This window comes from Cellulosimicrobium sp. MI9406 (assembly GCF_040595865.1).
Classification (GTDB): Bacteria; Actinomycetota; Actinomycetes; order Actinomycetales; family Cellulomonadaceae; genus Cellulosimicrobium; species Cellulosimicrobium funkei.
On sequence record NZ_JALIZI010000009.1, the window covers coordinates 174,740 to 200,651 of the forward strand.

A 25,912-nucleotide genomic window follows, 5' to 3' on the forward strand; every position below is an offset into this window, starting at 1 on the left:
CCCGAGACCACCGACCACGCACCAGAGAACCGAACGAGGAGAAGCGCATGAGCACCGAGTCCTGGGTCATCAACGCCCCCCGGAGCGTCGACGTCGCGGACGTCCGGCGCGTCGTCGTCCAGCTCACGGACGGGTCGGTCGACGTCGTCGCCGACCCCGGCCGCGAGAGCGGGGCGCACCTCGACGTGAGCGAGGTGTCCGAGCGCCCGCTGCAGGTGAGCGTGCACGACGGCGAGCTGCGCGTCGGGTACGACTTCGCCGGCATCGAGGGCCTCGTCGACCGCGCGAAGGGCCTGCGCGACAAGGACCGCGCCGTCGTGCGGGTCACCGTGCCCGCGAGCGTCCCGCTCAAGGTGACGACCGCGCGCGCCGCGGCGACCGTCGTCGGGACGCGGGCGGACGTGTCCGTCACGACCGGGACCGGCGCCGTCCGCGTCCAGGGCGTCTCGGGCACGGCGTCGGTCCGCACGGCCACCGGCTCCGTCGACGTCGGCGAGCACGTCGGCGACGTCCACGTGACCACCGCGTCCGGCACCGTCACGCTCGGCGGCACGCTCGGGCGCGTGTCGGTCAACACCGTCACGAGCGGCGTCGAGGTCGTCGCGCGCGAGAGCACCCCGCTCGTCGACGCGCGCACGGTCTCCGGTGACGTGGCCGTGCGCCTCGGCGCCGGCTCGGCCGTGAACCTCAAGGCCCGCAGCGTCACCGGCAAGGCCGTGCTCGACGGGGTGCGGCTCGACTCCAGCGCGCAGCGCACCACGTCCGTCGACCACGTCGACCAGCACGGCGCGGGCGGCGCCTACGTGTCGGCGAGCACCGTCTCGGGCGACCTCACGGTCTCGCGCGGCTGAGCGGTACCGCCCCGACGCCGAGGGGAGGCGTGGTCCGCCGTGACCACGCCTCCCCTCGTGCGTCCCTGCGGGCTCAGACGGTGTCGTCGGGCAGGCCGAGCCACGCGTGCCAGCCGGTGTGCAGCACGAGCCACGCCATGAGCCCGTAGCCCGCCTGGCCGGGGAAGCCGTTGCCGCTCTGCGCGAGGTCGGCGAGCCACTGCTCGTGCGTGACGAGCGGGCTGAACGTGTCGACGTAGGGGACGCGGCGCCGGTTCGCGACGTCCGAGAACGCGTGGGACAGCTCCGCGAGGCGCTCCGCGTCCTGCGCGTGGCCCGGCGGCGGCCCGACGACGAACGTGGGCAGGCGGTGGGACTCCGCGACGTCGAGCACGTTCGCGAGGTTGAGGCGCGAGCGCGCGACCGACAGCCCCGCGTCGAGGTCGTGGCGGCCGAGGCCGATGACGAGGCGGTTGTCGACGTCCGGCTCGGGGGAGAACCGGCGCGCGGTCTCCGCCTCCCAGCGCTGGCTGAGGGCCGTCGTCGTCTCGCCGGGGATGGCGAGCGGGAACACGTACGCCGGCTGGGGGAAGCGCGTGCGCGCGACGACGCGCCCCGCCCACCCCAGGGCCTTCGCGTCGCCGACGCCGGCGCTCAGCTCGTCGCCGACGACGCAGATCCGTACCTCACGACTCACCGCGTCTTCCACGAGCGCCATTCTCCCCGACGCGGGCCGCGCGGGTCGATCCGAGCCGGTGCGGACGGCGTGTCGACCCGCGCGGGGTCGCCGCGGCGGCCGGACGCCTCAGGCCAGCGTCGCTCCCCAGGTGACCTCGTGGGACGCCCCGGGCTCGAGCCGGACGAGGCGCTCGCCCGTCCGGAACGCGTCCGCGACGCAGCTCATCGGCTCGGCGGCGACGCCGGTGCGTCGGAACGCGACGTCGCCGACGTGGTCGCCCGTGCAGACCTGCCACGTGTCCATCGAGCCGTCCATCCACACGGCGGCCGTGCGGCCGTCGGGCGCGGTGAGGCGGATCCAGGACAGCCCGTCCTCGTCGCGCAGCACGTCGACGTACGCGTCGTCGAGGTCGACGCCCGCGAGCAGGCGCGGCTCGCGCAGGTCGAAGGTGCCGGTGACGGGCTCGGTGCCGGTCGGCAGGAGCCGCTCGTCGGTCGTGACGCGGCTCGCCGCGTCCAGGCGCAGCGTGCACGCGTCGAGGTCCGCGCCGTCCGCCGAGAGCCACGGGTGGAAGCCGACGCCGTACGGGGCGGTCGCCGCGCCGACGTTCGTCGTGCGGACGTGGACGCGCAGCCCCGCGTCGTCGAGCGAGTACGTCACGCGCGCGACGAGGTCGAACGGGTAGCCCGGCGACGGCGGCAGGTGCAGCTCGAGCGTCGCGCGCGCGGCCTCGTGCTCGACGACCGTCCAGCGCTGCCAGCACGCGAGGCCGTGCAGCGCGGTCCCGCGGTCCGGCTCCGAGATCGGCACCTGGTACGTCGTGTCGTCGACCGTGTACTGCCCGTCGCGCAGCCGGTTGGGCCAGGGGAGCAGGACGGCGCCGTTGAACGCGGGTGACACCTCGTCCTCGCCGAAGGGCGTGAAGACCGGCCGACCCCCCACCGCGTACTCGCGGACGGCCGCTCCGACCTCGGTGATCGTCGCTGCGTGGTCGCCGTGGGCGATGCGGACCTGGGCTCCTGAGGGGGCATGGGTGTTCACGCTCACATACGGTACTCGGCGTGCGCGGGTGCGCGATGCGCCCACGCCCGTCAGACTCGGTGCCCGGGTGTGTCTTCCGGCGCACCCGACGCAGCACGAGGAGGAACGATGGAACGACAGGTGCTCGGGCGGACGGGACGGCTCGTCTCGGTCGTCGGACTGGGAACCTGGCAGCTCGGCGCCGACTGGGGCGACGTGAGCGAGGACGACGCGCGCGCCGTCCTCGACGCCTCCGCGCAGGCCGGCGTGACGTTCTTCGACACCGCGGACGTCTACGGCGACGGGCGCAGCGAGCAGATCATCGGCTCCTACCTCGCCGACAACCCCGGCCACGGGATCACGGTCGCCACGAAGATGGGCCGCCGGGAGCCGCAGGACGCCGACAACTACACGCTCGCCAAGTTCCGCGAGTGGGTCGACCGCTCGCGCCGCAACCTGCGGACCGACCGGCTCGACCTCGTGCAGCTCCACTGCCCGCCGACCGCCGTCTACTCGCGCGACGAGGTCTACGACGGCCTCGACACGCTCGTCGCCGAGGGCGCGATCGCGAGCTACGGCGTGAGCGTCGAGACCGTGGACGAGGCCCTCACGGCCATCGCGCGCCCCCACGTCGCCACGGTGCAGATCATCCTCAACGCGTTCCGGCTCAAGCCGCTCGACGCGGTGCTGCCCGCGGCGTCCGACGCCGGCGTCGGCGTCATCGCGCGCGTCCCGCTCGCGTCCGGGCTGCTGTCCGGGAAGTACACCAAGGACACGACGTTCGCCGCGGACGACCACCGCACGTACAACCGCGACGGCAGCGCGTTCGACGTCGGCGAGACGTTCTCGGGCGTCGACTTCGAGACCGGCGTGCAGGCGGCGGCCGAGTTCACCACGCTCGTGCACGACGTCGTCGGGCAGGACCTCACCCCGGCCCAGGTGGCCATCGCGTGGGTCTGGCAGCAGCCGGGCGTGTCGACCGTCATCCCCGGCGCGCGCAACGTCGAGCAGGCGCGGTCGAACGCCGCCGCGGGCGACGCGGACGTCCTCGGCCCGCTCTTCACCTCGGGCGTGCGCGAGATCTACGACCGCTACCTGCGCGAGAAGATCCACGACCGCTGGTAGGTCGGCAGGACCGACCCCCGGTCCGACGGCGACGGCGCACCGACGACGAAGGCCCCCTCCGCGCGGAGGGGGCCTTCGTCGTGCGCGGGTCGTGCGGGCCGGTCAGCGGGCGAACGCCTGCTCCAGCAGCACGGCCTGCTGCGCCTGGTGCTTCTTCGCCGTGCCGGCGGCCGTGGAGGCCGACGCCGGGCGGGAGACGACGCTCACGCGCGGCAGGTCCTCGGGCAGGTTGATGTGCACGAACGACCAGGCACCCTGGTTCTCGGGCTCGTCCTGGACCCAGACGACCTCGGCGCCCGGGTACTTTGCGAGCTCGGCCCGGATGCCGTCGACGTCGAGCGGGTACAGCTGCTCGAGGCGGACCAGCGCCACGCCCTCGTCGCCGCGCTTGGTGCGCTCGGCGAGCAGGTCGTAGTAGACGCGGCCCGTGCACAGGAGCACGCGGTCGACCTTCGCCGGGTCGGCCGACGCGTCCGGGATCACCGGGCGGAAGGTGCCGGTCGTGAAGTCCTCGACGCTCGACGCGGCCGCCTTGAGGCGCAGCAGCTGCTTCGGCGTGAAGACGATGAGCGGACGACGCGGGCGGGCGTACGCCTGCCGGCGGAGCAGGTGGAAGTACGACGCCGGCGTGGACGGCTGCGCGACCGTCATGTTGTCCTCGGCCGCGAGCTGGAGGAAGCGCTCGATGCGCGCGGACGAGTGGTCCGGCCCCTGGCCCTCGTAGCCGTGGGGGAGGAGCATGACGACCGAGGAGTACTGGCCCCACTTCTGCTCGGCGGACGAGATGAACTCGTCGATCACCGTCTGGGCGCCGTTGACGAAGTCGCCGAACTGCGCCTCCCACAGCACGAGCGCGTCGGGGCGCTCGACCGAGTAGCCGTACTCGAACCCGAGCGCGGCGTACTCCGAGAGCGACGAGTCGTAGACCCAGAACTTCGCCTGGTCCGCCGACAGGTACAGCAGCGGCGTCCACTCGGCGCCCGTCTCGCGGTCGTGCAGGACGGCGTGACGCTGCACGAACGTGCCGCGGCGCGAGTCCTGGCCGGCGAGGCGCACCGGGGTTCCCTCGACGAGGAGCGAGCCGAACGCGGCGAGCTCGCCGAAGCCCCAGTCGATGTTGCCCTCGACGGACATCTGCCGGCGCTTCTCGAGGAGTTGCGCGAGCTTCGGGTGGACGGTGAAGCCCTCCGGCGGCGCGACGTGCACCTGGCCGACGCGCTCGAGGACCGAGCGGTCGATCGCCGTCTTCCAGCCGACCATCGTGCCGGCGTCCTCGAGCTGGGACTCCGGGCGCTCGAGACCGGCGACCGGCTCGCGGTCCGCGGCGGGCGTGAAGCCGCCCTCCTTGGTCTCGGTGAAGACGCGCTCGAGCTGGGCCTGGTAGTCCTGGAGGACGTGCTCGGCCTCCTCGAGCGTGATGTCCCCGCGCGCGACGAGGTTCTCGGTGTACAGCTTGCGCACCGAGCGCTTCGCCTCGATGAGGTTGTACATGAGCGGCTGCGTCATCGAGGGGTCGTCGCCCTCGTTGTGACCGCGGCGGCGGTAGCAGATCATGTCGATGATCACGTCGCGGTCGAACTGCTCGCGGAACGCGAAGGCGAGCTCGGCGACGCGCACGCACGCCTCGGGGTCGTCGCCGTTCACGTGGAAGATCGGGACCTGGTAGCCCTTGGCGACGTCGGTCGCGTACGTCGTCGAGCGCGACGACGACGGGCCCGTGGTGAAGCCGACCTGGTTGTTGATGATGACGTGCACGGTGCCGCCGGTGCGGTACCCGCGCAGCTGCGCGAGGTTGAGCACCTCGGGCACGACGCCCTGGCCCGCGAAGGCCGCGTCGCCGTGGATGAGGATCGGCAGCACGGAGAAGCCGTCGCCGCCCAGGTCGATGCGGTCCTGCTTGGCGCGCACGATGCCCTCGAGCACCGGGTCGACCGCCTCGAGGTGCGAGGGGTTCGCCGCGAGGTAGACCTTCGTCGTCGCACCGGTCTCGGCCGTGAAGACGCCCTCGGTGCCGAGGTGGTACTTCACGTCGCCCGAGCCCTGGACGCTCTTCGGGTCGAGGTTGCCCTCGAACTCCGCGAAGATCTGCGCGTAGCTCTTGCCCGCGATGTTGGCGAGCACGTTGAGCCGCCCGCGGTGCGCCATGCCGATGCCGACCTCGTCGAGGCCGTTCTCCGCGGCCTTCGACAGGATCGCGTCGAGCAGCGGGATGAGCGCCTCGCCGCCCTCGAGCGAGAAGCGCTTCTGCCCGACGAACTTCGTCTGCAGGAACGTCTCGAACGCCTCGGCGGAGTTGAGGCGGCGCAGGATGCGGAGCTGGTCCTCGCGCGGCGTGCGCGCGTACCCGGACTCGAGGCGCTCCTGGAGCCACTTGCGCTGCGTGCGGTCCGCCAGGTGCATGTACTCCACGCCGACGGTGCGGCAGTAGGAGTCGCGCAGCAGGCCGAGGATGTCGCGCAGCGTCGACTTGGTGCGGCCGCCGAACCCGCCCGTGGGGAACGTGCGGTCGAGGTCCCACAGCGTCATGCCGTGGTTCTGGATGTCGAGGTCGCCGTGCTTGCGCTGGCGGTACGCGAGCGGGTCGGTGTCGGCCATGAGGTGGCCGCGCGAGCGGTAGGAGTGCACCAGCTCGGCGATCTTGGCGGGCTTGGCCGCCTCGATCTCGGCGTCCGTCGTGTTGTCGCGGACCCAGCGCACCGGCTCGTAGGGGATGCGCAGCGCGGCGAACACGCGGTCGTAGAAGCCGTCCTCGCCGAGGAGCTTCTGCGACAGGATGCGCAGGAACTCGCCCGACTGCGCGCCCTGGATGATGCGGTGGTCGTAGGTCGACGTGATCGTCAGGACCTTCGAGATGCCCAGGCGGGCGAGGCGCTCGGTCGAGGCGCCCGCGAACTCCGCGGGGTAGTCCATCGCGCCGACGCCGATGATCGTGCCCTGACCCTGCATGAGGCGCGGCACCGAGTGCACGGTGCCGATGCCGCCCGGGTTGGTGAGCGAGATCGTGGTGCCCGCGAAGTCGTCGACGCCCAGCTTGCCGCCGCGCGCACGGCGCACGAGGTCCTCGTAGGCCGCCCAGAACTGGGCGAAGTCCATCGTCTCGGCCTTCTTGATGCTCGGCACGAGGAGCTGGCGCGAGCCGTCCGGCTTCGCGAGGTCGATCGCGAGCCCGAAGTTCACGTGCGCAGGCTGGTTGATCGCGGGCTTGCCCTCGATCTGCGTGTAGCTCGCGTTCATCACCGGCATGTCGGCCAGCGCCTCGACGAGCGCGAACCCGATGAGGTGCGTGAACGAGATCTTGCCGCCGCGACCGCGCGCGAGGTGGTTGTTGATGACGATGCGGTTGTCGACCATGAGCTTGGCCGGCACCGCGCGCACCGACGTCGCCGTCGGCACCTGGATGCTGGCCTCCATGTTCGTCACGACGCGCGCGGCCGGGCCGCGGAGCTTCTGCACGTCGTCCGTGGCCTGGTCCTCGGGCGCGGGGGCGCCGGCGACCTTGCGCGCGGGCACCTGGGCGTACGGCGCCGTCGCGGGCTGGGCGGTCGCGACGGGGCGCGACGCGTGCACGGCCTCGACCGCGGCGTTGACCGCCGGGTCGGCCGGGAGCTTCGGCGGCTTGACGCGCTGCGCGGCCTCGGCGGCGGCCGAGCCGTCCGTCACGGCGGTCGGCGCTGCGGGTGCCGGCGCGGCGGGCGCCGCCGGAGCGGGCGAGCCGTTCACCGGCGCCGCGGCCGGGCGGGACCCGTTCGCGGGTGCCGCGGCCGGGACGGACCCGTTCGCGGGCGCCGCCGGGGCGTCGCTCGTGGTGTCGGCGTCCGAGCGCTCCGCAGGGCGGTAGTCCTCGAAGAAGTCCCACCACGCGGGGTCCACCGCGTTCTTGTCCTGGAGGTACTGCTCGTACAGCTCGTCGACGAGCCACTCGTTCGCTCCGAACACGGAGCTTGCGTCGCTGATCGCCTCTGACTCAGCCTTCGGGGACACGCGAGGATCGCCCACTTTCACACACAGGTCGCTGTCGGTCACAGCCCGCGACCGTGGCACGACGGCGCACCGCTGCTGCGGCGCCCCCGACGTCGGCACGGGCTCGTCCGGGTTCCGGACCACTCCAGCCTAGGCCCTCGTCGTCGGCCTCGGGCGTTGGGCCGAGCGTTCCGGCGCGGCCTGTTCGCGGGTTCTTCACGCCGTGTCTGGGCCAGGCAAACGTGACCCCACGCGCACCTCGTCGGAGGGCAAGATCGCGGAATTCCACGCCATCCCGAGGTATCTCCGCGCGGCGGTGTGACGCATCTCACGACCGAGCGCGTGCGGGTGCGCGCGCTGTCAGGACGGAGTCACCGCACGTCGGGGTGGGCGGTGTACGACGCGTCGCCGTCCTCGGGCGGGAACGGCGCGGAGCCCGCGTGCGCGGGCAGCGTGACGCGCATCGTCGCCCCCCGGCGCGAGTCCGCGACCTCGATCCGGCCGCCGTGCAGGTCCACCGCCCAGCGCACGATCGCGAGCCCGATCCCCGTGCCGCCCGTCGAGCCGCCCGTCGTCGTGTGCGCGCCCGTCGCGCTGGCCCGGGCGAACCGCTCGAAGATCCGCTCGCGGTCCTCCTTGGCGATCCCGGGGCCCTCGTCGACGACCTCCAGCACGACGTCGTCGTCCACCGGGTACGCCTCGAGCCGGATCTCCCCGCCCTGCGGCGAGTGCCGGATCGCGTTCTGCAGGAGGTTGGTCACGACCTGGTGCAGCCGCTCGCGGTCCGCCTCGAGCACGAGGTCCGGGGGCGTGACGTCGACGACGTAGCGCAGCTGCTTGCCCGCCTCGACCATCGACACGGCCTCGGCGTTCTCCTCGAGGAAGTCGCCGACGTCGATCTGGGTGATGTTGAGCGCCGCCGCGCCCGCCTCGATCCGCGACAGGTCCAGGAGGTACGCGACGAGCCGGGTGAGGCGCTCGGTCTGCGCGAGCGACATCTCCATCGTCGCGGGCGTCGGGGGCGTCACCCCGTCCACGACGTTCTCGAGCTGGGCCTGGAGCGCCGCGATCGGGGTGCGCAGCTCGTGCGAGACGTTCGCGATGAGCTCGCGGCGCACCTGGTCGCTCGTCGCGAGGTCCTCCGCCATGACGTTGAACGCCACCGCGAGCTGGCCCACCTCGTCGCGGCTCGTGGCGCGCACGCGCCGCGTGTAGTCGCCGTCGGCCATCGCCCGGGCCGCAGCGGTCATCTCGCGCAGGGGCGACGTCATGCCGCGCGCGAGGAGCTGCGTGAGCAGCAGCGACAGCACGATCGCGAGCGGGAACGTGCGCGACGGCCCGAGCTGGTTCTGCAGCCCGATCCACGTGATGAGGACCGCGAGCGTCACCGTCGCGGCGACCAGCACGCCGAGCTTGATCTTCAGCGAGCGGAACGAGTCGAGCGGTCGGACGTCCGGGAGGTGCGGGCGGATCGTGTGGGCCCGGTGCGGTCCCGGCCGCGCCGGGCCGGGAGCCTGCGCCTGCCCCGGGTCCGTGCCGCCGGCGGGGTCGGCGGGGGAGGAGGTCATCCGGCGGGCGGCTCGAACGCGTAGCCGACGCCGTGGACCGTGCGGATGAGGTCCGCACCGAGCTTGCGGCGCAGCGCCTTGATGTGGGAGTCGACGGTGCGCGTCCCGCTGGCGTCGGCCCAGTCCCACACCTCGGCGAGCAGGCGCTCGCGCGTGAGGACCGTCTTCGGCGAGCTCGCGAGCATGACGAGCAGCTCGAACTCGGTGGGCGTGAGGTGGACCTCCTCACCCGCGCGGTAGACGCGGCGCTGGGCCTTGTCGATCGTCACGTCGCCCACCGTCATGGGCGGGTCGCTCGGGGCGGAGCTCGCGGCCTGCGTGGCGCGGTCGACGCGGCGCAGCAGCGCCTTGATGCGCGCGACGAGCTCGCGCATGGAGAACGGCTTCGTCATGTAGTCGTCCGCGCCGACGCCGAGCCCGATGAGCATGTCGGTCTCGTCGTCGCGCGCGGTGAGCATGAGGATCGGGACGGGCTGCTCCGCCTGGATGCGGCGCGTGACCTCGAGACCGTCGATGCCGGGGAGCATGACGTCGAGGACGATCGCGTCCGGGCGCAGGCGCGCCGCGGCGTCGACGGCGGACAGGCCGTCGCGCGCGACCTCGACGCGCCAGCCCTCCGCGCTCAGCCGTTGCGCGATGGCGGTCGCGATCGCAGGCTCGTCCTCGACGACGAGGACCGTGGCCGCCTGCTGCGGGGTGCCGCCGCCGGCCACCGGGGCGGTCGTGGGCACGGGCCCGCGGCCGGGGACGGGACCGGCCCCCGCGCCGGTCGGTGCTGCGCTCGCTGCCCTCGGATCTGCCATGGGATACAGCGTGGCACACGTCGGCCCAGGTCGGCCGGATTTCGTCGTCGTCGGAGGACCAGGTCGCACGGCGGGGCTGCCCCTCCTGGGCGCCGCCGAGCCGTCCCTCCCGGGCGCCGGGCGAGGGGCGAGCGCTAACATCGTCGGCACGATGAAGAGCACCTCCCGATATCGGTGGAGCACTCCGTGGTAGGCGACTGGGTCATGGTCGCGCTCGGGGTGCTCCTCACCGCAGGTACCGCCGTCTTCGTGGCCAGCGAGTTCTCCCTGGTCACCCTCGACCCCGCCGTCCTCCCCGCCGGGGACGACGCCGACCAGGAGGGCGACAGACGCGGCTCCCCGCCGTCGGGCGGGACGGGCGGCCCCGACCGCCGCGACCGCAGCGTCCGGGCCGGGCTCAAGCACCTGTCGACCGAGCTCTCCTCGGCGCAGGTCGGCATCACCCTCACGACCATCCTCCTCGGGTACACCGCGCAGCCCGCGCTCCTCGCGCTCTTCGGGGACGCCCTGAGCTCGACGCCGCTCGGCCACGCGGCCTCCGCGGTCCTCGCGGGCGTGCTCGCGCTGCTCGTCGTGAACTTCGTCTCGATGCTCTTCGGCGAGCTCATCCCCAAGAACTTCGCGCTCAGCGCGCCCTACGCCACCGCACGGCAGGTCGTGCCCGTGCAGCGGCAGTTCACCAAGCTGTTCCGGCCGGTCATCGCCGTGCTCAACGGCTCGGCGAACGCGATCCTGCGCCGCGTAGGCGTCGAGCCGCGCGAGGAGCTGTCGGGCGCCCGCTCGGCGTCCGAGCTCGCCGCCCTCGTGCGCCGCTCCGCGCAGGAGGGCACGCTCGACGTCTCCGTCGCGACCCTCCTCACCAACTCGATCGAGCTCGACGAGCTGAGCGCCGTCGACGTCATGACCGACCGCATGCGCATGGTCGTCGTGGACCGGGACGCGACCGCCGCGGACGTCGTCGACGCCGCCCGGCGCACCGGGCACTCGCGGTTCCCCGTCATCGGCGAGGACCGTGACGACGTCGTCGGCCTCGTCCACCTGCGCCGCGCCGTCGCCGTCCCCTACGAGCGGCGCCACGAGGTCCCCGCGGCGGCCCTCATGGCCGACGCCCCGCGGGTGCCCGAGACGGTGCGGCTCGGCCCGCTCCTCGTCGAGCTCCGCGGCTTCGGCCTCCAGATGGCGGTCGTGGTCGACGAGTACGGCGGCACCTCGGGCGTCGTCACGCTCGAGGACGTCGTCGAGGAGCTCGTGGGCGACGTCGCGGACGAGCACGACCCCCGGCGCTCCGGCGCGGCCCGCCGCGCGGACGGCTCGTGGCTCGTGCCCGGCGTCATGCGGCCCGACGAGCTCACCGAGGTCACCGGGCTGCGCGTCCCCGAGGACGGCGCCTACGAGACGCTCGGCGGCCTCGTCATGGCCCGCCTCGGCCGCGTCCCCGAGCCCGGCGACGAGATCGCCGCGGGCGAGGGCCGGCACCGCGTGGTGCTGCGCGTGGAGGCGATGGAGGGGCGGCGCGTCGAGCGGCTCTCGGTCCGCGCGACACCGACGGAGGGGGACGCATGAGCTCGACCACCGCGCTCCTCGTCGCGCTCCTCCTGCTCGCCGGCAACGCGTTCTTCGTCGGCGCCGAGTTCGCGGTGATCTCCGCGCGCCGCTCGGCGATCGAGCCGCTCGCCGCGCAGGGCAACCGCCGCGCCCAGACGGTCCTGTGGGCGATGGAGCACGTGTCGCTCATGCTCGCGTGCGCCCAGCTCGGCGTGACCGTCTGCTCCACGGGTCTGGGCGTCGTCGCGGAGCCGGCCATCGCGCACCTCATCGAGGACCCGCTGCACGCGCTCGGCGTGAGCACCGCGCTCGCGCACCCGATCGCGTTCGTCGTGGCGCTCGCGATCGTCGTCTACCTGCACGTGGTGCTCGGCGAGATGGTCCCGAAGAACCTCGCGGTCTCCGGGCCCGAGACGGCCGTCATGTGGTTCGGCCCGCCGCTCGTGTGGATCGGGCGCGTGCTGCGCCCCGTCATCGTCGCGCTCAACTGGCTCGCGAACCACGCGGTGCGCGCCACGGGCGTCGAGCCGAAGGACGAGGTGGCGTCGGCGTTCACCGCCGAGGAGGTGCAGTCCATCGTCGAGCACTCCCAGGCCGAGGGGGTCCTGCGCGACGAGCAGGGGCTGCTCTCGGGAGCCATCGAGTTCTCCGAGCGCACCGCGCACGACGTCATGGTCCCCGTCGCGGACCTCGTGACCGTCACCGAGGGCTGCACGCCCGACGAGGTCGAGCGCCTGGTCGCGAAGACCGGCTTCTCGCGGTTCGCCGTCGCGGACGCCACGGGCGACCTCGTGGGCTACCTGCACGTCAAGGACGTGCTCTACGCGGACGAGACGACGCGCGAGGCCCCGGTCCCGTCGTGGCGCGTGCGGGCGCTCGCGGCCGCCGCGCCCGACGACGAGGTGGAGGACGCGCTGCGCGCCATGCAGCGCTCGGGGGCGCACCTGGCGCGCGTCGACGGTCCCGAGGGCGGGGGCGCGCTCGGGGTGGTCTTCCTCGAGGACATCCTCGAGGAGCTCGTCGGCGAGGTGCGCGACGCGATGCAGCGCCGGCCCTAGGCCGGCGGCCCGGTCGGCGCGAGGTCCCCGGATGGTGCTCCGCCGAGGCTCTGAGCAGGGGACTTGGCATCGCCGGAGCCCTTCGTTACTGTTCCGTGATTGATCGGTCATCGGTGGCTCGGAGCCACCCCGACGACGTGAGAGGCAGGTGGCGGGTGGAGTCGCAGCACGGCGCACCCGCCCTCGACTCACGACGGGCCCGGCGCGAGGCGGAGCAGGGCTCCCGGCGTCGCCGCCCCCAGGCACAGGTCTCCAGCCAGCACCGCTGGGTGCCGCGCGTCGCCGTCCTCGGGACGCTCGCCGCCGCGACCATCGCGATGCCGCTCTCCGCGGGCGCCGACGACGTGCTCGGCAGCGGGTCGCCCTTCGAGCCGGAGACCCGCCCCGTCGGCCCGAGCGCGCTCGACCTCGCGACCGCCGCCGCGACCGCACCCGCCGTCTCCCCGAGCGTCGCCGCCGCGCCCCGCGTCGAGGTGCGCCGCGAGGCGGCCTCCCGCTCCGCCGCCCGCGACCCGCTGCCGGGCTGCGACCCGACCGTGCGGCCCGAGGGCACGAACGGCAACCTCGACGAGCACGCCCTGTGCGAGCTGTGGCAGGCGGACGAGCACCTGCGACCCGACGCGGCCGTCGCGCTCTCCGCGATGAACGAGGCGTTCCGGGCGACCTTCGGCCGGGACCTCTGCCTCGTGTCGTCGTACCGCACGCTCTCGACGCAGGTCTCGCTCAAGTCCTCCCGCGGCGCCTTCGCGGCGCCCCCCGGCTGGTCCATGCACGGGTGGGGGCTCGCGATCGACCTCTGCTCCGTGGAGACCGGCTCGCGCGAGGTCTACGCGTGGATCAACCAGAACGGCGCCACGTACGGCTGGGCCAACCCGGCGTGGGCCAAGCGCGGCGGCAGCGGCGCCTACGAACCCTGGCACTTCGAGTTCGTCCAGGGCGTCGAGGAGATCCAGAACTCCTGACGCGCCCCCGGCCGGTCGCCCCGCGGGCGGCCGCCCCGCGCCGTATCGTCGGACCGTGGCCGACCTGCTCCTCGCCGCGGTCGTCCTGCGCCGTCCCGAGCACGCGCTCGCCGCGCAGGTGCTGAGCCTCGCCGTGGGCGGCCTCGTCCGCGTGGAGCCGACGGCGCCCGGCGAGCCCCCCGTCCTCGTCCTCCTCGACGCGTCGCGTGCCTCCGAGCGCGAGCACCTCGCGCTGTCGACCCTCTTCGGCGAGACGGCGGGCGAGGGGGCGCGCGTCGCGCTCGACCCGGTCGACGACGCCCTGCGCCACCGGGTGCACGACGCCGCGCGCCAGGTCGTGCGCAGCGCCCGCCACGACGGCTACCTGGAGGCGGGGCGGTCGCGCCGGCTCACGGAGAAGGGCGACGCGGTGCGGGCCGACCTCGTCGCGCTGGAGGACGCCGTCGAGCGCGAGGTCGCGGAGGCTCGCGCGCACGACCGGGCGCGCGAGCACGTGTCGCCCGGCGCGCTGCCGTGGGCGGTCCTGTTCGGGCACGAGCCCGGGTGGGTGCCGGTCGACGGGCGCACGGTCCGGTTCGACGTCGCCGCGGTGTGCGCGGCAGCGGACGCGCTGCGCTGACCCGAGGACCGGGCGTCCGGGCGTGTGCCCGCTGGGTGCCTACGGGCCGGAGAGCCGCTCGTTGCGGCCGAAGTCCTGGAGGAACCGCGGGCCCGACGCGGCGAGCTCGGCCTCGAACTCCTCGCGCCACGCGCCGTAGGGGCGGCCCGCGAGCGCGTCGTTGGAGAACCGGGGGTCGTCCGTGAGTTCGGTGACGCAGAACGCGGGGATCTGCAGGTCCGTGACGGGACCGGTGCGCTCGCACTCCGCGACGACGAGCGGGTGGTTCGCCCCGCCGAACACGTCGACGACCCAGCCGTCGGCCCCGACCCACACGGAGTAGCGGGTCTTGACGACGCGCGCACCGCCGCGGCGGATCATCTGGACGCCCACCGCCACGTCGACCTCGCGCTCCGCCTCGTAGCGCGTGCCGCCGGCCATGGGGCCCTTGACGGTGAGCGTGCACAGGTCGACGGCGGGGGCGTAGCGGTCGAGGAGCCGGACCGGGTCGGTCGTGGCGTCCATCGTCGCGTCGACCGTGGGCACCTTGGCGCGCAGCCGCAGCGCGTAGCCCTCGTCGGCCAGGTAGTAGCTCTGCACGATGAGCGCGGGCGCGTCGCGCAGGTCCTCGGGCAGCTCGCGCACGAGGAACCGGCGCTCGAACTCGAAGTCCCCGTAGCCGCCGTCGGTCATGGCCCCACCGTAGCGGGAGCGCGCGGGTCGTGGCGGACCTCGCGCAGCGGACCCGGAGACGGCGCGAGCCCGGCCGCGCGAGGCGGGCCGGGCTCGTCGGAGCGGATCGGGTGCCCTCGATAGGATTCGAACCTACGACCTTCTGCTCCGGAGGCAGACGCTCTATCCACTGAGCTACGAGGGCGAGCGCCGACGGTGACCGCCGACGCGATGCACGAGACTACCAGCCCGCAGGGGGTGCGCGGACCCGGCGCGGCCGGCTGCCGACCGGGTGCGCCGCCCCGGTGCTCCGGCCCGGCGCGGAGACGCGGGGGAGCGGGCCCGGCCGCCGGCACGGCGGGACGGGCGGCGGCGAAATGGCGCGACGGACGCCCCCCGCGCCTCGGTAGAATCGCCCGGTGACCCCCGACGAGCTCTCCGAAGCGCTGAGCGCTGCCCTGGCCGCCGCCGTCGCCGACGGCACCCTCGCACTGGACCCGACCGCGGTCCCCGAGCGCGTCCACGTGGAGCGACCCCGCCAGCGCGAGCACGGCGACTGGGCCACGAACGTCGCGCTGCAACTCGCGAAGAAGGCGGGCACGACGCCGCGGGCGCTCGCCGAGGACCTCGCGCGCCGCCTCGCCGCGCACCCGGGCATCCGGGCCGTGGACGTCGCCGGCCCCGGCTTCCTCAACATCTCGCTCGACGCGGCCGCCGCGGGCGAGCTCGCGCGCACGATCGTCGAGGCGGGCCCGGCGTACGGGCGCGGCGACTCCGAGGCGGGCAAGAAGGTCAACCTCGAGTTCGTCTCCGCGAACCCGACCGGGCCCATCCACATCGGCGGCGTCCGCTGGGCCGCCGTCGGCGACTCGCTCGCGCGCGTGCTCGAGGCGAGCGGCGCGGACGTGACGCGGGAGTACTACTTCAACGACCACGGCGCCCAGATCGACCGCTTCGCGCGCTCGCTCCTCGCGCGCTCGCGCGGCCAGGAGGCGCCGGAGGACGGGTACGGCGGCGAGTACATCACCGAGATCGCCGACGCGGTCGTCGCCGACGCCCTGGCCGCGGGCGACCCCGACCCGCGCATGCTCCCGGACGCCGAGGCGCAGGAGGTCTTCCGCGCGCGCGGCGTCGAGCGCATGTTCGGCGAGATCAAGGCGTCGCTCCACGACTTCGGCGTCGACTTCGACGTCTACTTCCACGAGGACTCGCTGCACGAGTCGGGCGCCGTCGAGCGCGCCGTCGAGCGCCTGCGCGCGTCCGGTCACATGTTCGAGAAGGACGGCGCGACCTGGCTGCGCACGACCGACTTCGGCGACGACAAGGACCGCGTCGTCATCAAGTCCGATGGCGAGGCGGCCTACATCGCGGGCGACATCGCCTACTACCTCGACAAGCGCGAGCGCGGCTTCGACGAGGTCATCATCATGCTCGGCGCCGACCACCACGGGTACGTCGGCCGCATGATGGCGGTCTGCGCGGCCTTCGGCGACACCCCGGGGAAGAACCTCCAGCTCCTCATCGGGCAGATGGTCAACCTCGTCAAGGACGGCCAGCCCGTGCGCATGTCCAAGCGCGCCGGGACGGTCGTGACGCTGGAGGACCTGGTGGACGCCGTCGGGGTCGACGCCGCGCGCTACTCGCTCGCGCGCTCGTCCGCGGACCAGAACATCGACCTCGACCTCGACCTGCTCGCGCGGGCGACGAACGAGAACCCCGTCTACTACGTGCAGTACGCGCACTCGCGCACCGCGGCGGTGGACCGCAACGCGGCCGACCGCGGCGTCGCGCGCGCCGACGGGTTCGAGCCCGCGCTGCTCGACCACCCGAGCGAGGCGGCGCTCGTCGGGCGGCTCACCGAGTTCCCGCGCATCGTCGCCCAGGCGGCCGAGCTGCGCGAGCCGCACCGCGTCGCGCGCTACCTCGAGGCCCTGGCCGGCGACTACCACACCTGGTACCAGCAGAAGTCGCAGCGTGTCCTGCCGTACCCGGACGAGGAGGTCACGGACACGCACCGCACGCGCCTGTGGCTCAACGACGCGGTGCGCCAGGTCCTCGCCAACGGCCTGGGGCTGCTCGGCGTGAGCGCGCCGGAGCGCATGTGAGCACGGGCCTGCCGGGACACCCCGGCGAGCCGTGGTCGCGCGGCGTGCGGCGCCGGGACGACGGCGCGGTCGAGGTCGCGGGCGTCGACGTCCACGACCTCGCGGCCGAGCACGGGACGCCCGCGTACGTGCTCGACGAGGCGGACTTCCGCGCCCGGGCGCGCGCGTACCGGACCGCGTTCGAGACGGCGTTCCGCGCCGTCGGGTCGGACGTCGACGTGTACTACGCGGGCAAGGCGCTGCTCACCGTGGCCGTCGCGCGCTGGGCGCGCGAGGAGGGCCTGCGCGTCGACACCGCGAGCGGGGGAGAGCTCGCCGTCGCGCTGCGCGCCGGCGTCCCCGGCCCGGAGATCGGCCTGCACGGCAACAACAAGTCCGACGCCGAGATCGGCCGGGCGCTCGACGAGGGCGTGGGCCGGATCATCGTCGACTCGCTCGTCGAGGTCGAGCGCGTCGCGCGGCTCGCGGGCGAGCGCGGCGTGGTCGCGCCCGTCATGGTCCGCGTGACGACGGGCGTCCACGCGGGCGGGCACGAGTACATCTCGACCGCGCACGAGGACCAGAAGTTCGGGCTGTCGATCGCCGCGCCGCGCCCTGCGGACGGCGGCGTGGCCGGCGACTCCCCGGCGATGACGGCGCTGCTCGACGTCGTCGCGCGCCCCGAGCTGCGCCTGCTCGGGATCCACTCGCACATCGGCTCCCAGATCCTCGACCCCTCGGGCTTCGAGGTCGCGGCGCGCGCGGTGCTGGAGCTACGGGCGCGGCTCGCGGCCCGCTCGGGCGTGCTCGTCGACGAGGTCGACATCGGCGGCGGCTACGGCATCGCCTACCTCCCGGGCGACGTCGCGCTCGACCCGGAGCGCGTCGCGAAGGACGTCGCGCGCGCGGTCGAGGCGGTGGCCGCGGAGCTCGGCACGCCGCTGCCGCGCTTCTCGATCGAGCCGGGGCGCGCGATCGTCGGGCCGGCCGGCCTCACGCTCTACACGGTCGGCACCGTGAAGCCCGTGACCCTCGACGACGGGCGCGTGCGCACGTACGTGTCGGTGGACGGCGGCATGAGCGACAACATCCGCCCCGCGCTCTACGCGGCGCAGTACCACGCCGAGGTCGTCGGCCGGGCCTCCGAGGCCGGGCCCGTGCTCGCGCGGGTCGTGGGCAAGCACTGCGAGAGCGGCGACATCGTCGTCCACGAGGTGCAGCTCCCCGGGGACGTGCGCGCGGGGGACCTGCTCGCGGTGCCCGCCACGGGGGCCTACGGCCGCTCGATGGCGTCGAACTACAACCTGCTGACGCGTCCTCCCGTGGTCGCCGTGCACGACGGCGCGAGCCGCGTGCTCGTGCGGCGCGAGACCGTCGAGGACCTGCTGGCGCTCGACGAGGGCTGACCCGCCGGCGTGCCCACAGGTCGGCATCCGACCTGTGGGCACGCCCGGGGCGGGCGCGCGCGTCGCCGTATCCTGTGCCTGCGGCTCCCGAGCCACCCGGGCACGACCCGGGCCGCGCCCGGCGCCGCACCCGTCCTGACCACCCGAGGAAGGTCCGTCGTGCCGTCTGCCGCCGAGTCCCACCCGCCCCTGCGCGTCGCCCTGCTGGGGTGCGGCGTCGTCGGCACCCAGGTCGCGCGGCTGCTCACGGAGCAGGCCGACGACCTCGCGTCCCGGGTCGGTGCGCCCCTGGAGCTCGTCGGGATCGCGGTCCGCGACGCGTCCGCCCCGCGCGACGCCGCGGTGGACCGGTCGCTGCTCACGGAGGACGCGGCGAGCCTCGTCGAGCGCGCCGACATCGTCGTCGAGGTGATGGGCGGCACCGAGCCCGCGCGGTCGCTCCTGCTGCGCGCGATCGGGGCGGGCGCCGCCGTCGTGACGGCGAACAAGGCCCTCCTCGCCGAGGACGGCCCCACGCTCTACAAGGCGGCCGACGCCGCCGGGGTGGACATCTACTTCGAGGCCGCCGTCGCGGGCGCCATCCCGATCGTGCGCCCGGTGCGGGAGTCGCTCGCGGGCGACCGCGTGCGCCGCGTGCTCGGCATCGTCAACGGGACGACCAACTACGTGCTCGACCAGATGGCCACGACGGGCCGGGGCCTCGACGAGGCCGTCCGGGAGGCGCAGGACCTCGGCTACGCGGAGGCGGACCCGACGGCGGACGTCGAGGGGTACGACGCCGCGGCCAAGGCGGCGATCCTCGCGAGCCTCGCGTTCCACACACGCGTGTCGCTCGACGACGTCGCGCGCGAGGGCATCCTCGCCGTCACGGCCGACGACGTCGCGTGGGCCGCGCAGACGGGCCACGTCATCAAGCTGCTCGCCATCGCCGAGCGGCGCGACGGCGGGGCGACCGGGGAGGCGGGCGTGTCCGTGCGCGTGCACCCGGCGCTCGTGCCGACCTCGCACCCGCTCGCGAACGTGCGCGGCTCGTTCAACGCCGTGTTCGTCGAGGCCGAGTCCGCGGGCGAGCTCATGTTCTACGGGCGCGGCGCGGGCGGCGCCCCGACGGCGTCGGCCGTGCTCGGCGACGTCGTCTCCGCCGCCCGCCACCGCGTGCTCGGGGGCAAGGGACCGCAGGAGTCCACGTACGCCGAGCTCCCGATCCTCCCGCCGAGCGCCGCGGTCACGCGCTACCAGGTGCGGCTCGACGTCGAGGACCGCCCCGGCGTGCTCGCGCAGGTCGCGCACGCGCTCGCCGAGCACGGCGTGTCCATCGAGGCGGTCCGCCAGCCGACGGCGCGCGGCGCGGCCGACGTCGCCGAGCCCGGCGTCGCGGAGCTCCTCATCACCACGCACGCGGCGCCCGAGTCGGCGCTGTCGGCCACCGTCGCGGCGGTCGCCGAGCTCGAGCCCGTCCGCACGATCACGTCCGTCCTGAGAGTCGAGGGAGCCTGATGGCCCACCAGATGGCCCACCAGTGGCAAGGCATCATCGCCGAGTACCGTGACCGGCTGCCCGCGCACGTGTCCGAGCGGATCGTCACGCTCGGCGAGGGCGGCACGTCGCTCGTCGAGGCGCCGGCCCTGTCGGCGCGCACGGGGGCCCAGGTCTTCGTCAAGGTCGAGGGCATGAACCCCACGGGGTCGTTCAAGGACCGCGGCATGACGGCGGCGATCTCCGCGGCCGCGGGTCGCGGTGCGCAGGCGGTCGTGTGCGCGTCCACGGGCAACACGTCGGCGTCGGCGGCTGCCTACGCCGTGCGCGCGGGGATGACGTGCGCGGTGCTCGTCCCGGACGGCAAGATCGCGATGGGCAAGCTGAGCCAGGCGATCGCGCACGGCGCGCGGCTGCTCCAGGTCGACGGCAACTTCGACGACTGCCTCGTCGCGGCGCGCAAGCTCGCCGAGGCGTACCCGGTCGAGCTCGTGAACTCGGTCAACCCCGACCGCATCGAGGGCCAGAAGACGGGCGCGTTCGAGATCGTCGACGCGCTCGGCGACGCCCCGGACATCCACGCGCTGCCCGTCGGCAACGCGGGGAACATCACGGCGTACTGGAAGGGCTTCCGCGAGTACGCGGGCCAGGGCGCCGCGGGGCACGCGGGGGAGGGCCTGCCGGCCGTCGCGACGCGCACGCCGCAGATGTGGGGCTTCCAGGCGGCGGGCGCCGCGCCGATCGTCGCGGGCCACCCGATCACGGAGCCCGAGACCGTCGCGACCGCCATCCGCATCGGCAACCCCGCGTCGTGGGAGCTCGCCGAGGCCGCGCGCGACGAGTCGGGCGGCGTCATCGAGGCCGTGTCCGACGAGCAGATCCTCGCGGCGCACCGCGTGCTGTCGAGCGAGGTCGGCGTGTTCGTCGAGCCCGCGTCGGCCGCCGGCGTCGCCGGGATCCTCGCGCGCGCCGAGCGCGGGCTCGTGCCCGCGGGCGCGCGCATCGTCGTCACGGTCACCGGTCACGGGCTCAAGGACCCGCAGTGGGCGCTGCGCACGCTCGACGGCACCGAGGTCGAGCCGACGCGCGTGACCGCCGACGTGGTGTCCATCGCCGACGCCCTCGGGCTCGACTGATGCAGCTCGGCGCGGACCACGTGCGGGTGCGCGTCCCCGCGACGAGCGCGAACCTCGGCCCCGGCTTCGACGCGCTGGGCCTCGCGCTCGCGCTCCACGACGTGCTCGACGTGCGCGCGCTCGCGAGCGACGACGTCGTGGTCGACGTCGAGGGCGAGGGCGCCGGAGAGGTGCCCGGCGACGAGTCCCACCTGGTGGTGCGGGCCCTGCGGGCCGCGCTCGACGTGGCGGGTGCGCCGCAGACGGGCCTGCACCTGACGTGCGTCAACCGCGTCCCCCACGGGCGGGGCCTCGGCTCGTCCGCCGCGGCCGTCGTCGCGGGCATCGTGGCGGCGCGCGCGCTCGTCGCCGACCCGTCGGTCCTCGACGACGACGTCGCGCTCGGCCTCGCGACCGCGATCGAGGGCCACCCGGACAACGCCGCGCCCGCGCTGCTCGGCGGCGCGACCGTCGCGTGGGAGAGCGGGACGCCCGGGGCCGGGGCGCGTGCCGTCCGGCTCGACGTGCACCCCGACCTGCGGGCGACGGTGCTGGTCCCCTCGGCCCGGCTCGCGACGAGCCGCGCGCGCGGGGTGCTCCCGGCGCAGGTGCCGCACGCCGACGCGGCGTTCAACGCGGGGCGGTCGGCCCTGCTCGTCGAGGCGCTCACGCGGCGTCCCGACCTGCTCCTCGACGCGACCGACGACCGGCTCCACCAGGGGTACCGCGCCGGCGTCATGCCGACGACGTCGGAGCTCGTCCGCGCGCTGCGCGCGCGGGGGCTCGCGGCGACGGTGTCGGGTGCCGGCCCCACGGTCCTCGTCCTGTCCGCCGCGGAGCGCCTCGACGAGGTCGCGGGCGTCGCGGACGAGCTCGTCGGGGGGAGCGCGGACTGGTCGGTCCGCCGCCTCGACGTCGACACGCGCGGGGTCGTCGCCGAACGGCTCTGACCGCTGTCCTGCCGGTGCTAGGATGGTCCCAGCCTTCGGTCACGCTCTCGCATCAGCAGTCGAGCGTTCTCCAGCGCGGAAGTGCCGCGACAGAGCCCGTCCGAGAGAAGGCAATCCAGCCCGCGTCAGATGACGTCGTCGTACCACTGACGCGTGGTGACACCTGCGCACCGGCCGTCACGGCCGGGCGTCGACCACCCGCGGTCCGCCCTCTGAGAGACGGACGCAAACGAGGGGGAAGGGTCCTTCGTGACAGACACCATCGACACCGCCACGAGCAGCGCGACCGCTGCCGGCGGTACCGCCCGGAACGGCGCGCTCTCCACCCTGCGCCTCCCGGAGCTGCAGGCGCTCGCGTCGCAGCTCGGGGTCAAGGGCACGTCCAAGATGCGCAAGGGCGATCTCGTGGACGTCATCCGCGCCCGCACGGGCGAGCAGGGTGCTTCCGAGCGCCCCGCCGCGTCCCGGCGCGACACGGACGCGGCGCCCGCCGCGTCGCGTGAGACGAACGAGGCGCCCGTCGCCTCGGGGCGCGGCCGCAGCCGCCGCGCCGAGCGGCCTGCGGCGAGCCCCGCGGCCGGCAGCGACTCCCCGGCGACGCGTCAGGACGCGCCGTCGGCCGCGAGCCGCGAGGAGCGCACCGCCGCTCCCGTGCTCGACCTCCCGGTGCGCGCCGACGAGCAGCGCACGGAGCAGCGCGGCGAGCGCCGCGACGGCCGCCGCGACGCGCGCTCGGAGGCCGCGGCCGCGGTCGCCGAGGCCCTCGGCGAGGGCGTGCGCACGCGCGACACCGCGAACGAGTCGCCCGACGAGCGTGCTGCGCGCGCCGCGGCCGCCGTCGGCCTGGTCACGGGCGAGCGCGGCTCGCGTCGTGCGGGCCGCGGTGCCGGTGCCCCGCGCACGGGCGAGGGCGACGGCGACGCACCGCGCGCCGACCGCCAGCGTGACGGGCAGGGCGGCGAGCGCCAGCGCGAGCAGCAGCCGGAGAAGCAGTCCGGCCAGCAGTCCGGCCAGCAGGGCCGGGGCGAGCGTCAGGGCGACCGTCGTGACGACCGCCAGCTCCTGGACGACGAGCGCGGCGGGCGCCGCCGTCGGGGCCGCGACCGCGGCCGCGACCGCGACCGCAAGCGCGGCCGCAACCGCCAGGGACCGGACCTCTCGGGCCTCGACGACATCGAGGTCAACGAGGACGACGTCCTGCTCCCCGTCGCGGGCATCCTCGACATCCTCGACAACTACGCGTTCGTCCGCACCAGCGGCTACCTGCCGGGCAACAACGACGTCTACGTGTCGCTCGGCCAGGTGAAGAAGGCCGGGCTGCGTCGCGGCGACGCCGTGACGGGCGCCGTGCGCCAGCCGCGCGAGGGCGAGAACCAGGGCAACACCGCGCGCCAGAAGTTCAACGCGCTCGTGCGCCTGGACACGGTCAACGGCATGTCGCCGGAGGAGGCGCGCGAGCGTCCGGAGTTCAACCGGCTCACGCCGCTGTACCCGCAGGAGCGCCTGCGCCTCGAGAACTCCGAGGCCACGCGTCTCACGCCGCGCGTCATCGACATCGTCGCGCCGATCGGCAAGGGCCAGCGCGGTCTCATCGTCGCGCCGCCCAAGGCCGGCAAGACGATCATCATGCAGCAGATCGCCAACGCGATCGCCGCGAACAACCCCGAGGTCCACCTCATGGTGGTGCTCGTGGACGAGCGGCCCGAAGAGGTCACCGACATGGAGCGGACGGTCCGCGGCGAGGTCATCGCCTCGACGTTCGACCGCCCCGCGTCGGACCACACGATCGTCGCCGAGCTCGCGATCGAGCGCGCGAAGCGCCTGGTCGAGCTCGGCCAGGACGTCGTGGTGCTCCTCGACTCGCTCACCCGCCTGTCGCGCGCGTACAACCTCGCGGCGCCGGCCTCGGGCCGCATCCTGTCCGGTGGTGTGGACGCGTCCGCGCTCTACCCGCCGAAGCGGTTCTTCGGCGCGGCGCGCAACATCGAGAACGGCGGCTCCCTGACGATCCTCGCCTCGGCGCTCGTGGAGACGGGCTCGAAGATGGACGAGGTCATCTTCGAGGAGTTCAAGGGCACGGGGAACATGGAGCTCCGCCTGTCCCGGAACCTCGCGGACAAGCGCATCTTCCCGGCCGTGGACGTCAACGCGTCCGGCACGCGCCGCGAGGAGATCCTCATGTCGCAGGACGAGCTGAAGATCATCTACAAGCTCCGCCGCGTCATGGGCGCCCTCGACCAGCAGCAGGCGATCGAGCTGCTGCTCGGCCAGCTCAAGAAGACGCAGACGAACGTCGAGTTCCTGCTGCACGTCCAGAAGACGACGCCCGGCGGGCTGGCCGACGACGACAACGTCGGCCGCACGATCTGACGCGTCACCCGGTCACCGACGGCGGGTGGCCCCGGGAAGTTCTCGGGGCCCCCGCGCGTTCTGGCACAATGGTTCGTCGGCCTGCGCTCGTCAGGCCGCCTGTCGCCGGTTCACAGGTGCGGTAGCCGCACCTGACCCGGAGACGTCACCCCAAGGAGAAAACCGTGAAGTCTGGTATCCACCCCGAGTACGTCGTCACCGAGGTGACGTGCACCTGCGGGAACACGTTCGTGACGCGCAGCACCGAGGCGTCGGGCAAGATCAGCTCCGACGTGTGCAGCGCCTGCCACCCGTTCTACACGGGCAAGCAGAAGATCCTCGACACCGGTGGCCGCGTGGCCCGCTTCCAGGCGCGCTACGGCAAGAAGGACGCCGACAAGTAGCAGCACCGCAGCGCCGGTGGTCCGAGCCCGACAACCTCTCCAGGGGCAGTCGGTGCGCTCGGACCACCGGCGCTGTCGCGTTGTCGGGGGCCGGTCGGAACGCCGGGCCCCGGTGACGCGCCCGCGTGCGACCGCACGCCCGGCGCCCGCGCGCCGCGCCGCGACCGCCGTCCCGCATCGCCGTACCGCCCGAGGAGCCGTCCGTGACCGAGTCGTTCGCCGCCGTCGTGCCGCTGCTGGCCGAGCACGCCGAGATCGAGGCGCAGCTCGCCGACCCGGCCGTCCACGCCGACGCGGGCCGCGCCCGCACGCTCGGGCGGCGCTACGCCGAGCTGAACCAGGTCGTGGGCGCGTACCGGGCGTGGCGCGAGGCGAGCGACGACGCCGAGGCCGCGGCCGAGCTCGCCGCGCTGGGCGGCGACGACGGCGACGCGTTCGCCGACGAGCTCCCGGGCCTGCGCGCCACCGAGGAGGAGGCGCGCGAGCGCCTGCGCCGCGTGCTCGTCCCGCGCGACCCCGACGACGGCCGCGACGTCATCCTCGAGATCAAGGCGGGCGAGGGCGGCGAGGAGTCGGCACTGTTCGCGGGCGACCTGCTGCGCATGTACCTGCGGTACGCCGAGCGCCGCGGCTGGAAGACGGAGGTCCTGGAGTCGACCGACTCCGACCTCGGCGGCTACAAGGACGTCCAGGTCGCGGTGAAGGCGCGCAGCACGCCGTCCGACCCGGCCGAGGGCGTCTGGGCCAACCTCAAGTACGAGGGCGGCGTGCACCGGGTCCAGCGCGTGCCCGTGACGGAGTCGCAGGGCCGCATCCACACGTCTGCCGCCGGCGTGCTCGTGTTCCCCGAGGTCGAGGACGCGGGCGAGGTCGAGATCGACCCGAACGACCTGCGCATCGACGTCTACCGCTCGTCGGGCCCGGGCGGGCAGTCGGTCAACACGACCGACTCCGCGGTGCGGATCACGCACCTGCCGACGGGGATCGTCGTGTCGATGCAGAACGAGAAGTCGCAGCTCCAGAACCGGGAGCAGGCGATGCGCGTGCTGCGCGCGCGTCTGCTCGCCGCGCAGCAGGAGGCGGCCGCCGCGGAGGCGGCGGACCTGCGGCGCTCCCAGGTGCGGACGGTCGACCGCTCCGAGCGCATCCGCACGTACAACTTCCCGGAGAACCGCATCGCGGACCACCGCACCGGGTACAAGGCGTACAACCTCGACCAGGTGCTCGACGGCGACCTCGACCCCGTCGTGCGCTCGGCCGTGGAGGCGGACGAGGCGGCCCGGCTCGCCGCCGCGGGCGAGGCCTGAG

Annotated in this window: 20 protein-coding genes and 1 tRNA gene; 14 read left to right on the plus strand and 7 right to left on the minus strand. The window is 74.3% G+C overall.

Features of this window, described 5'->3' with window-relative positions:
• Positions 1–47 precede the first annotated feature (47 nt).
• Positions 48–851: a DUF4097 family beta strand repeat-containing protein gene (locus MT994_RS17045; RefSeq protein WP_021483234.1), complete on the plus strand. Its 804-nt coding sequence runs from the start codon at positions 48–50 to the stop codon at positions 849–851.
• Positions 852–924: 73 nt separating this feature from the next.
• Here MT994_RS17045 and MT994_RS17050 read toward each other — a convergent pair whose 3' ends face one another.
• Together MT994_RS17050 and MT994_RS17055 are read right to left on the minus strand one after the other, a co-directional pair.
• Entirely contained in the window at positions 925–1,539 is a 615-nt protein-coding gene (locus tag MT994_RS17050) for a GDSL-type esterase/lipase family protein (RefSeq protein WP_021483233.1), read from the minus strand.
• Positions 1,540–1,635: 96 nt separating this feature from the next.
• Positions 1,636–2,550: an aldose 1-epimerase family protein gene (locus tag MT994_RS17055; protein WP_354807212.1), complete on the minus strand. Its 915-nt coding sequence runs from the start codon at positions 2,548–2,550 to the stop codon at positions 1,636–1,638.
• A gap of 108 nt (positions 2,551–2,658) precedes the next feature.
• Here MT994_RS17055 and MT994_RS17060 point away from each other — a divergent pair, with 108 nt between their 5' ends.
• Positions 2,659–3,654: an aldo/keto reductase gene (locus MT994_RS17060; protein WP_043655897.1), complete on the plus strand. Its 996-nt coding sequence runs from the start codon at positions 2,659–2,661 to the stop codon at positions 3,652–3,654.
• A gap of 102 nt (positions 3,655–3,756) precedes the next feature.
• Here the strand turns inward: MT994_RS17060 and MT994_RS17065 are convergent, their stop codons facing one another.
• From MT994_RS17065 to MT994_RS17075, 3 genes are all read right to left on the minus strand, one after another.
• Positions 3,757–7,635, minus strand: coding sequence for a multifunctional oxoglutarate decarboxylase/oxoglutarate dehydrogenase thiamine pyrophosphate-binding subunit/dihydrolipoyllysine-residue succinyltransferase subunit (locus MT994_RS17065; protein ID WP_255376911.1), 3,879 nt, complete (start codon positions 7,633–7,635; stop codon positions 3,757–3,759).
• A gap of 350 nt (positions 7,636–7,985) precedes the next feature.
• Positions 7,986–9,182: an ATP-binding protein gene (locus MT994_RS17070; protein WP_137281208.1), complete on the minus strand. Its 1,197-nt coding sequence runs from the start codon at positions 9,180–9,182 to the stop codon at positions 7,986–7,988.
• Positions 9,179–9,985, minus strand: a complete 807-nt coding sequence (locus MT994_RS17075; protein WP_228075110.1) for a response regulator transcription factor — start codon at positions 9,983–9,985, stop codon at positions 9,179–9,181. Before MT994_RS17075 ends, MT994_RS17070 begins: the two co-directional genes overlap by 4 nt.
• A gap of 186 nt (positions 9,986–10,171) precedes the next feature.
• On the opposite strand from MT994_RS17075, the gene MT994_RS17080 reads away from it, so the two are divergent.
• The 4 genes from MT994_RS17080 to MT994_RS17095 all read left to right on the plus strand — a co-directional run bounded on the left by MT994_RS17080 (position 10,172) and on the right by MT994_RS17095 (position 14,169).
• Entirely contained in the window at positions 10,172–11,548 is a 1,377-nt protein-coding gene (locus tag MT994_RS17080; RefSeq protein WP_043658600.1) for a hemolysin family protein, read from the plus strand.
• A complete protein-coding gene (locus tag MT994_RS17085) occupies positions 11,545–12,588 on the plus strand; it encodes a hemolysin family protein (RefSeq protein WP_354807213.1) in 1,044 nt (347 codons plus the stop codon). Before MT994_RS17080 ends, MT994_RS17085 begins: the two co-directional genes overlap by 4 nt.
• A gap of 155 nt (positions 12,589–12,743) precedes the next feature.
• A complete protein-coding gene (locus MT994_RS17090; RefSeq protein ID WP_354807214.1) occupies positions 12,744–13,550 on the plus strand; it encodes a M15 family metallopeptidase in 807 nt (268 codons plus the stop codon).
• A gap of 55 nt (positions 13,551–13,605) precedes the next feature.
• The gene (locus MT994_RS17095; RefSeq protein ID WP_354807215.1) at positions 13,606–14,169 is read left to right on the plus strand and encodes a hypothetical protein; all 564 of its coding nucleotides are present in this window, start codon (positions 13,606–13,608) and stop codon (positions 14,167–14,169) included.
• A gap of 39 nt (positions 14,170–14,208) precedes the next feature.
• Here MT994_RS17095 and MT994_RS17100 read toward each other — a convergent pair whose 3' ends face one another.
• Positions 14,209–14,841, minus strand: a complete 633-nt coding sequence (locus MT994_RS17100; protein WP_034655122.1) for a CYTH domain-containing protein — start codon at positions 14,839–14,841, stop codon at positions 14,209–14,211.
• Positions 14,842–14,952: 111 nt separating this feature from the next.
• Positions 14,953–15,025, minus strand: a tRNA-Arg gene (locus MT994_RS17105).
• A gap of 214 nt (positions 15,026–15,239) precedes the next feature.
• Here MT994_RS17105 and argS point away from each other — a divergent pair.
• The 8 genes from argS (at position 15,240) to prfA (ending at position 25,911) form a co-directional block, all read left to right on the plus strand.
• Entirely contained in the window at positions 15,240–16,925 is a 1,686-nt protein-coding gene (gene argS, locus MT994_RS17110) for an arginine--tRNA ligase (protein ID WP_354807217.1), read from the plus strand.
• Complete coding sequence (gene lysA, locus MT994_RS17115; RefSeq protein WP_354807218.1) at positions 16,922–18,310, plus strand: diaminopimelate decarboxylase; 1,389 nt, start codon at positions 16,922–16,924, stop codon at positions 18,308–18,310. The genes argS and lysA overlap by 4 nt, the downstream gene beginning before the upstream one ends.
• Before the next feature lie 159 nt (positions 18,311–18,469).
• On the plus strand, positions 18,470–19,807 hold the full coding sequence (locus MT994_RS17120; protein ID WP_211933115.1) for a homoserine dehydrogenase: 1,338 nt from the start codon (positions 18,470–18,472) through the stop codon (positions 19,805–19,807).
• 11 nt (positions 19,808–19,818) lie between these two features.
• On the plus strand, positions 19,819–20,922 hold the full coding sequence (gene thrC / locus MT994_RS17125) for a threonine synthase (RefSeq protein ID WP_354807235.1): 1,104 nt from the start codon (positions 19,819–19,821) through the stop codon (positions 20,920–20,922).
• Positions 20,922–21,851, plus strand: a complete 930-nt coding sequence (gene thrB, locus MT994_RS17130; protein WP_043658744.1) for a homoserine kinase — start codon at positions 20,922–20,924, stop codon at positions 21,849–21,851. The genes thrC and thrB overlap by 1 nt, the downstream gene beginning before the upstream one ends.
• Before the next feature lie 249 nt (positions 21,852–22,100).
• A complete protein-coding gene (rho, locus tag MT994_RS17135) occupies positions 22,101–24,221 on the plus strand; it encodes a transcription termination factor Rho (protein WP_171468196.1) in 2,121 nt (706 codons plus the stop codon).
• A 164-nt stretch (positions 24,222–24,385) separates the two neighbouring features.
• Positions 24,386–24,604, plus strand: coding sequence for a 50S ribosomal protein L31 (rpmE, locus tag MT994_RS17140; RefSeq protein WP_021483241.1), 219 nt, complete (start codon positions 24,386–24,388; stop codon positions 24,602–24,604).
• Positions 24,605–24,807: 203 nt separating this feature from the next.
• The gene (gene prfA, locus MT994_RS17145; RefSeq protein ID WP_043655669.1) at positions 24,808–25,911 is read left to right on the plus strand and encodes a peptide chain release factor 1; all 1,104 of its coding nucleotides are present in this window, start codon (positions 24,808–24,810) and stop codon (positions 25,909–25,911) included.
• The last annotated feature ends 1 nt before the right edge of the window (position 25,912 follow it).

Coding starts and splice junctions, on each gene's coding strand:
- MT994_RS17045 (WP_021483234.1), top strand. CDS start 48: ATGAGCACCGAGTCCTGGGTCATCAACGCCCCCCGGAGCGTCGACGTC.
- MT994_RS17060 (WP_043655897.1), top strand. CDS start 2,659: ATGGAACGACAGGTGCTCGGGCGGACGGGACGGCTCGTCTCGGTCGTC.
- MT994_RS17070 (WP_137281208.1), bottom strand. CDS start 9,182: ATGACCTCCTCCCCCGCCGACCCCGCCGGCGGCACGGACCCGGGGCAG.
- MT994_RS17075 (WP_228075110.1), bottom strand. CDS start 9,985: ATGGCAGATCCGAGGGCAGCGAGCGCAGCACCGACCGGCGCGGGGGCC.
- MT994_RS17085 (WP_354807213.1), top strand. CDS start 11,545: ATGAGCTCGACCACCGCGCTCCTCGTCGCGCTCCTCCTGCTCGCCGGC.
- MT994_RS17100 (WP_034655122.1), bottom strand. CDS start 14,841: ATGACCGACGGCGGCTACGGGGACTTCGAGTTCGAGCGCCGGTTCCTC.
- thrC (WP_354807235.1), top strand. CDS start 19,819: ATGGCCCACCAGTGGCAAGGCATCATCGCCGAGTACCGTGACCGGCTG.
- thrB (WP_043658744.1), top strand. CDS start 20,922: ATGCAGCTCGGCGCGGACCACGTGCGGGTGCGCGTCCCCGCGACGAGC.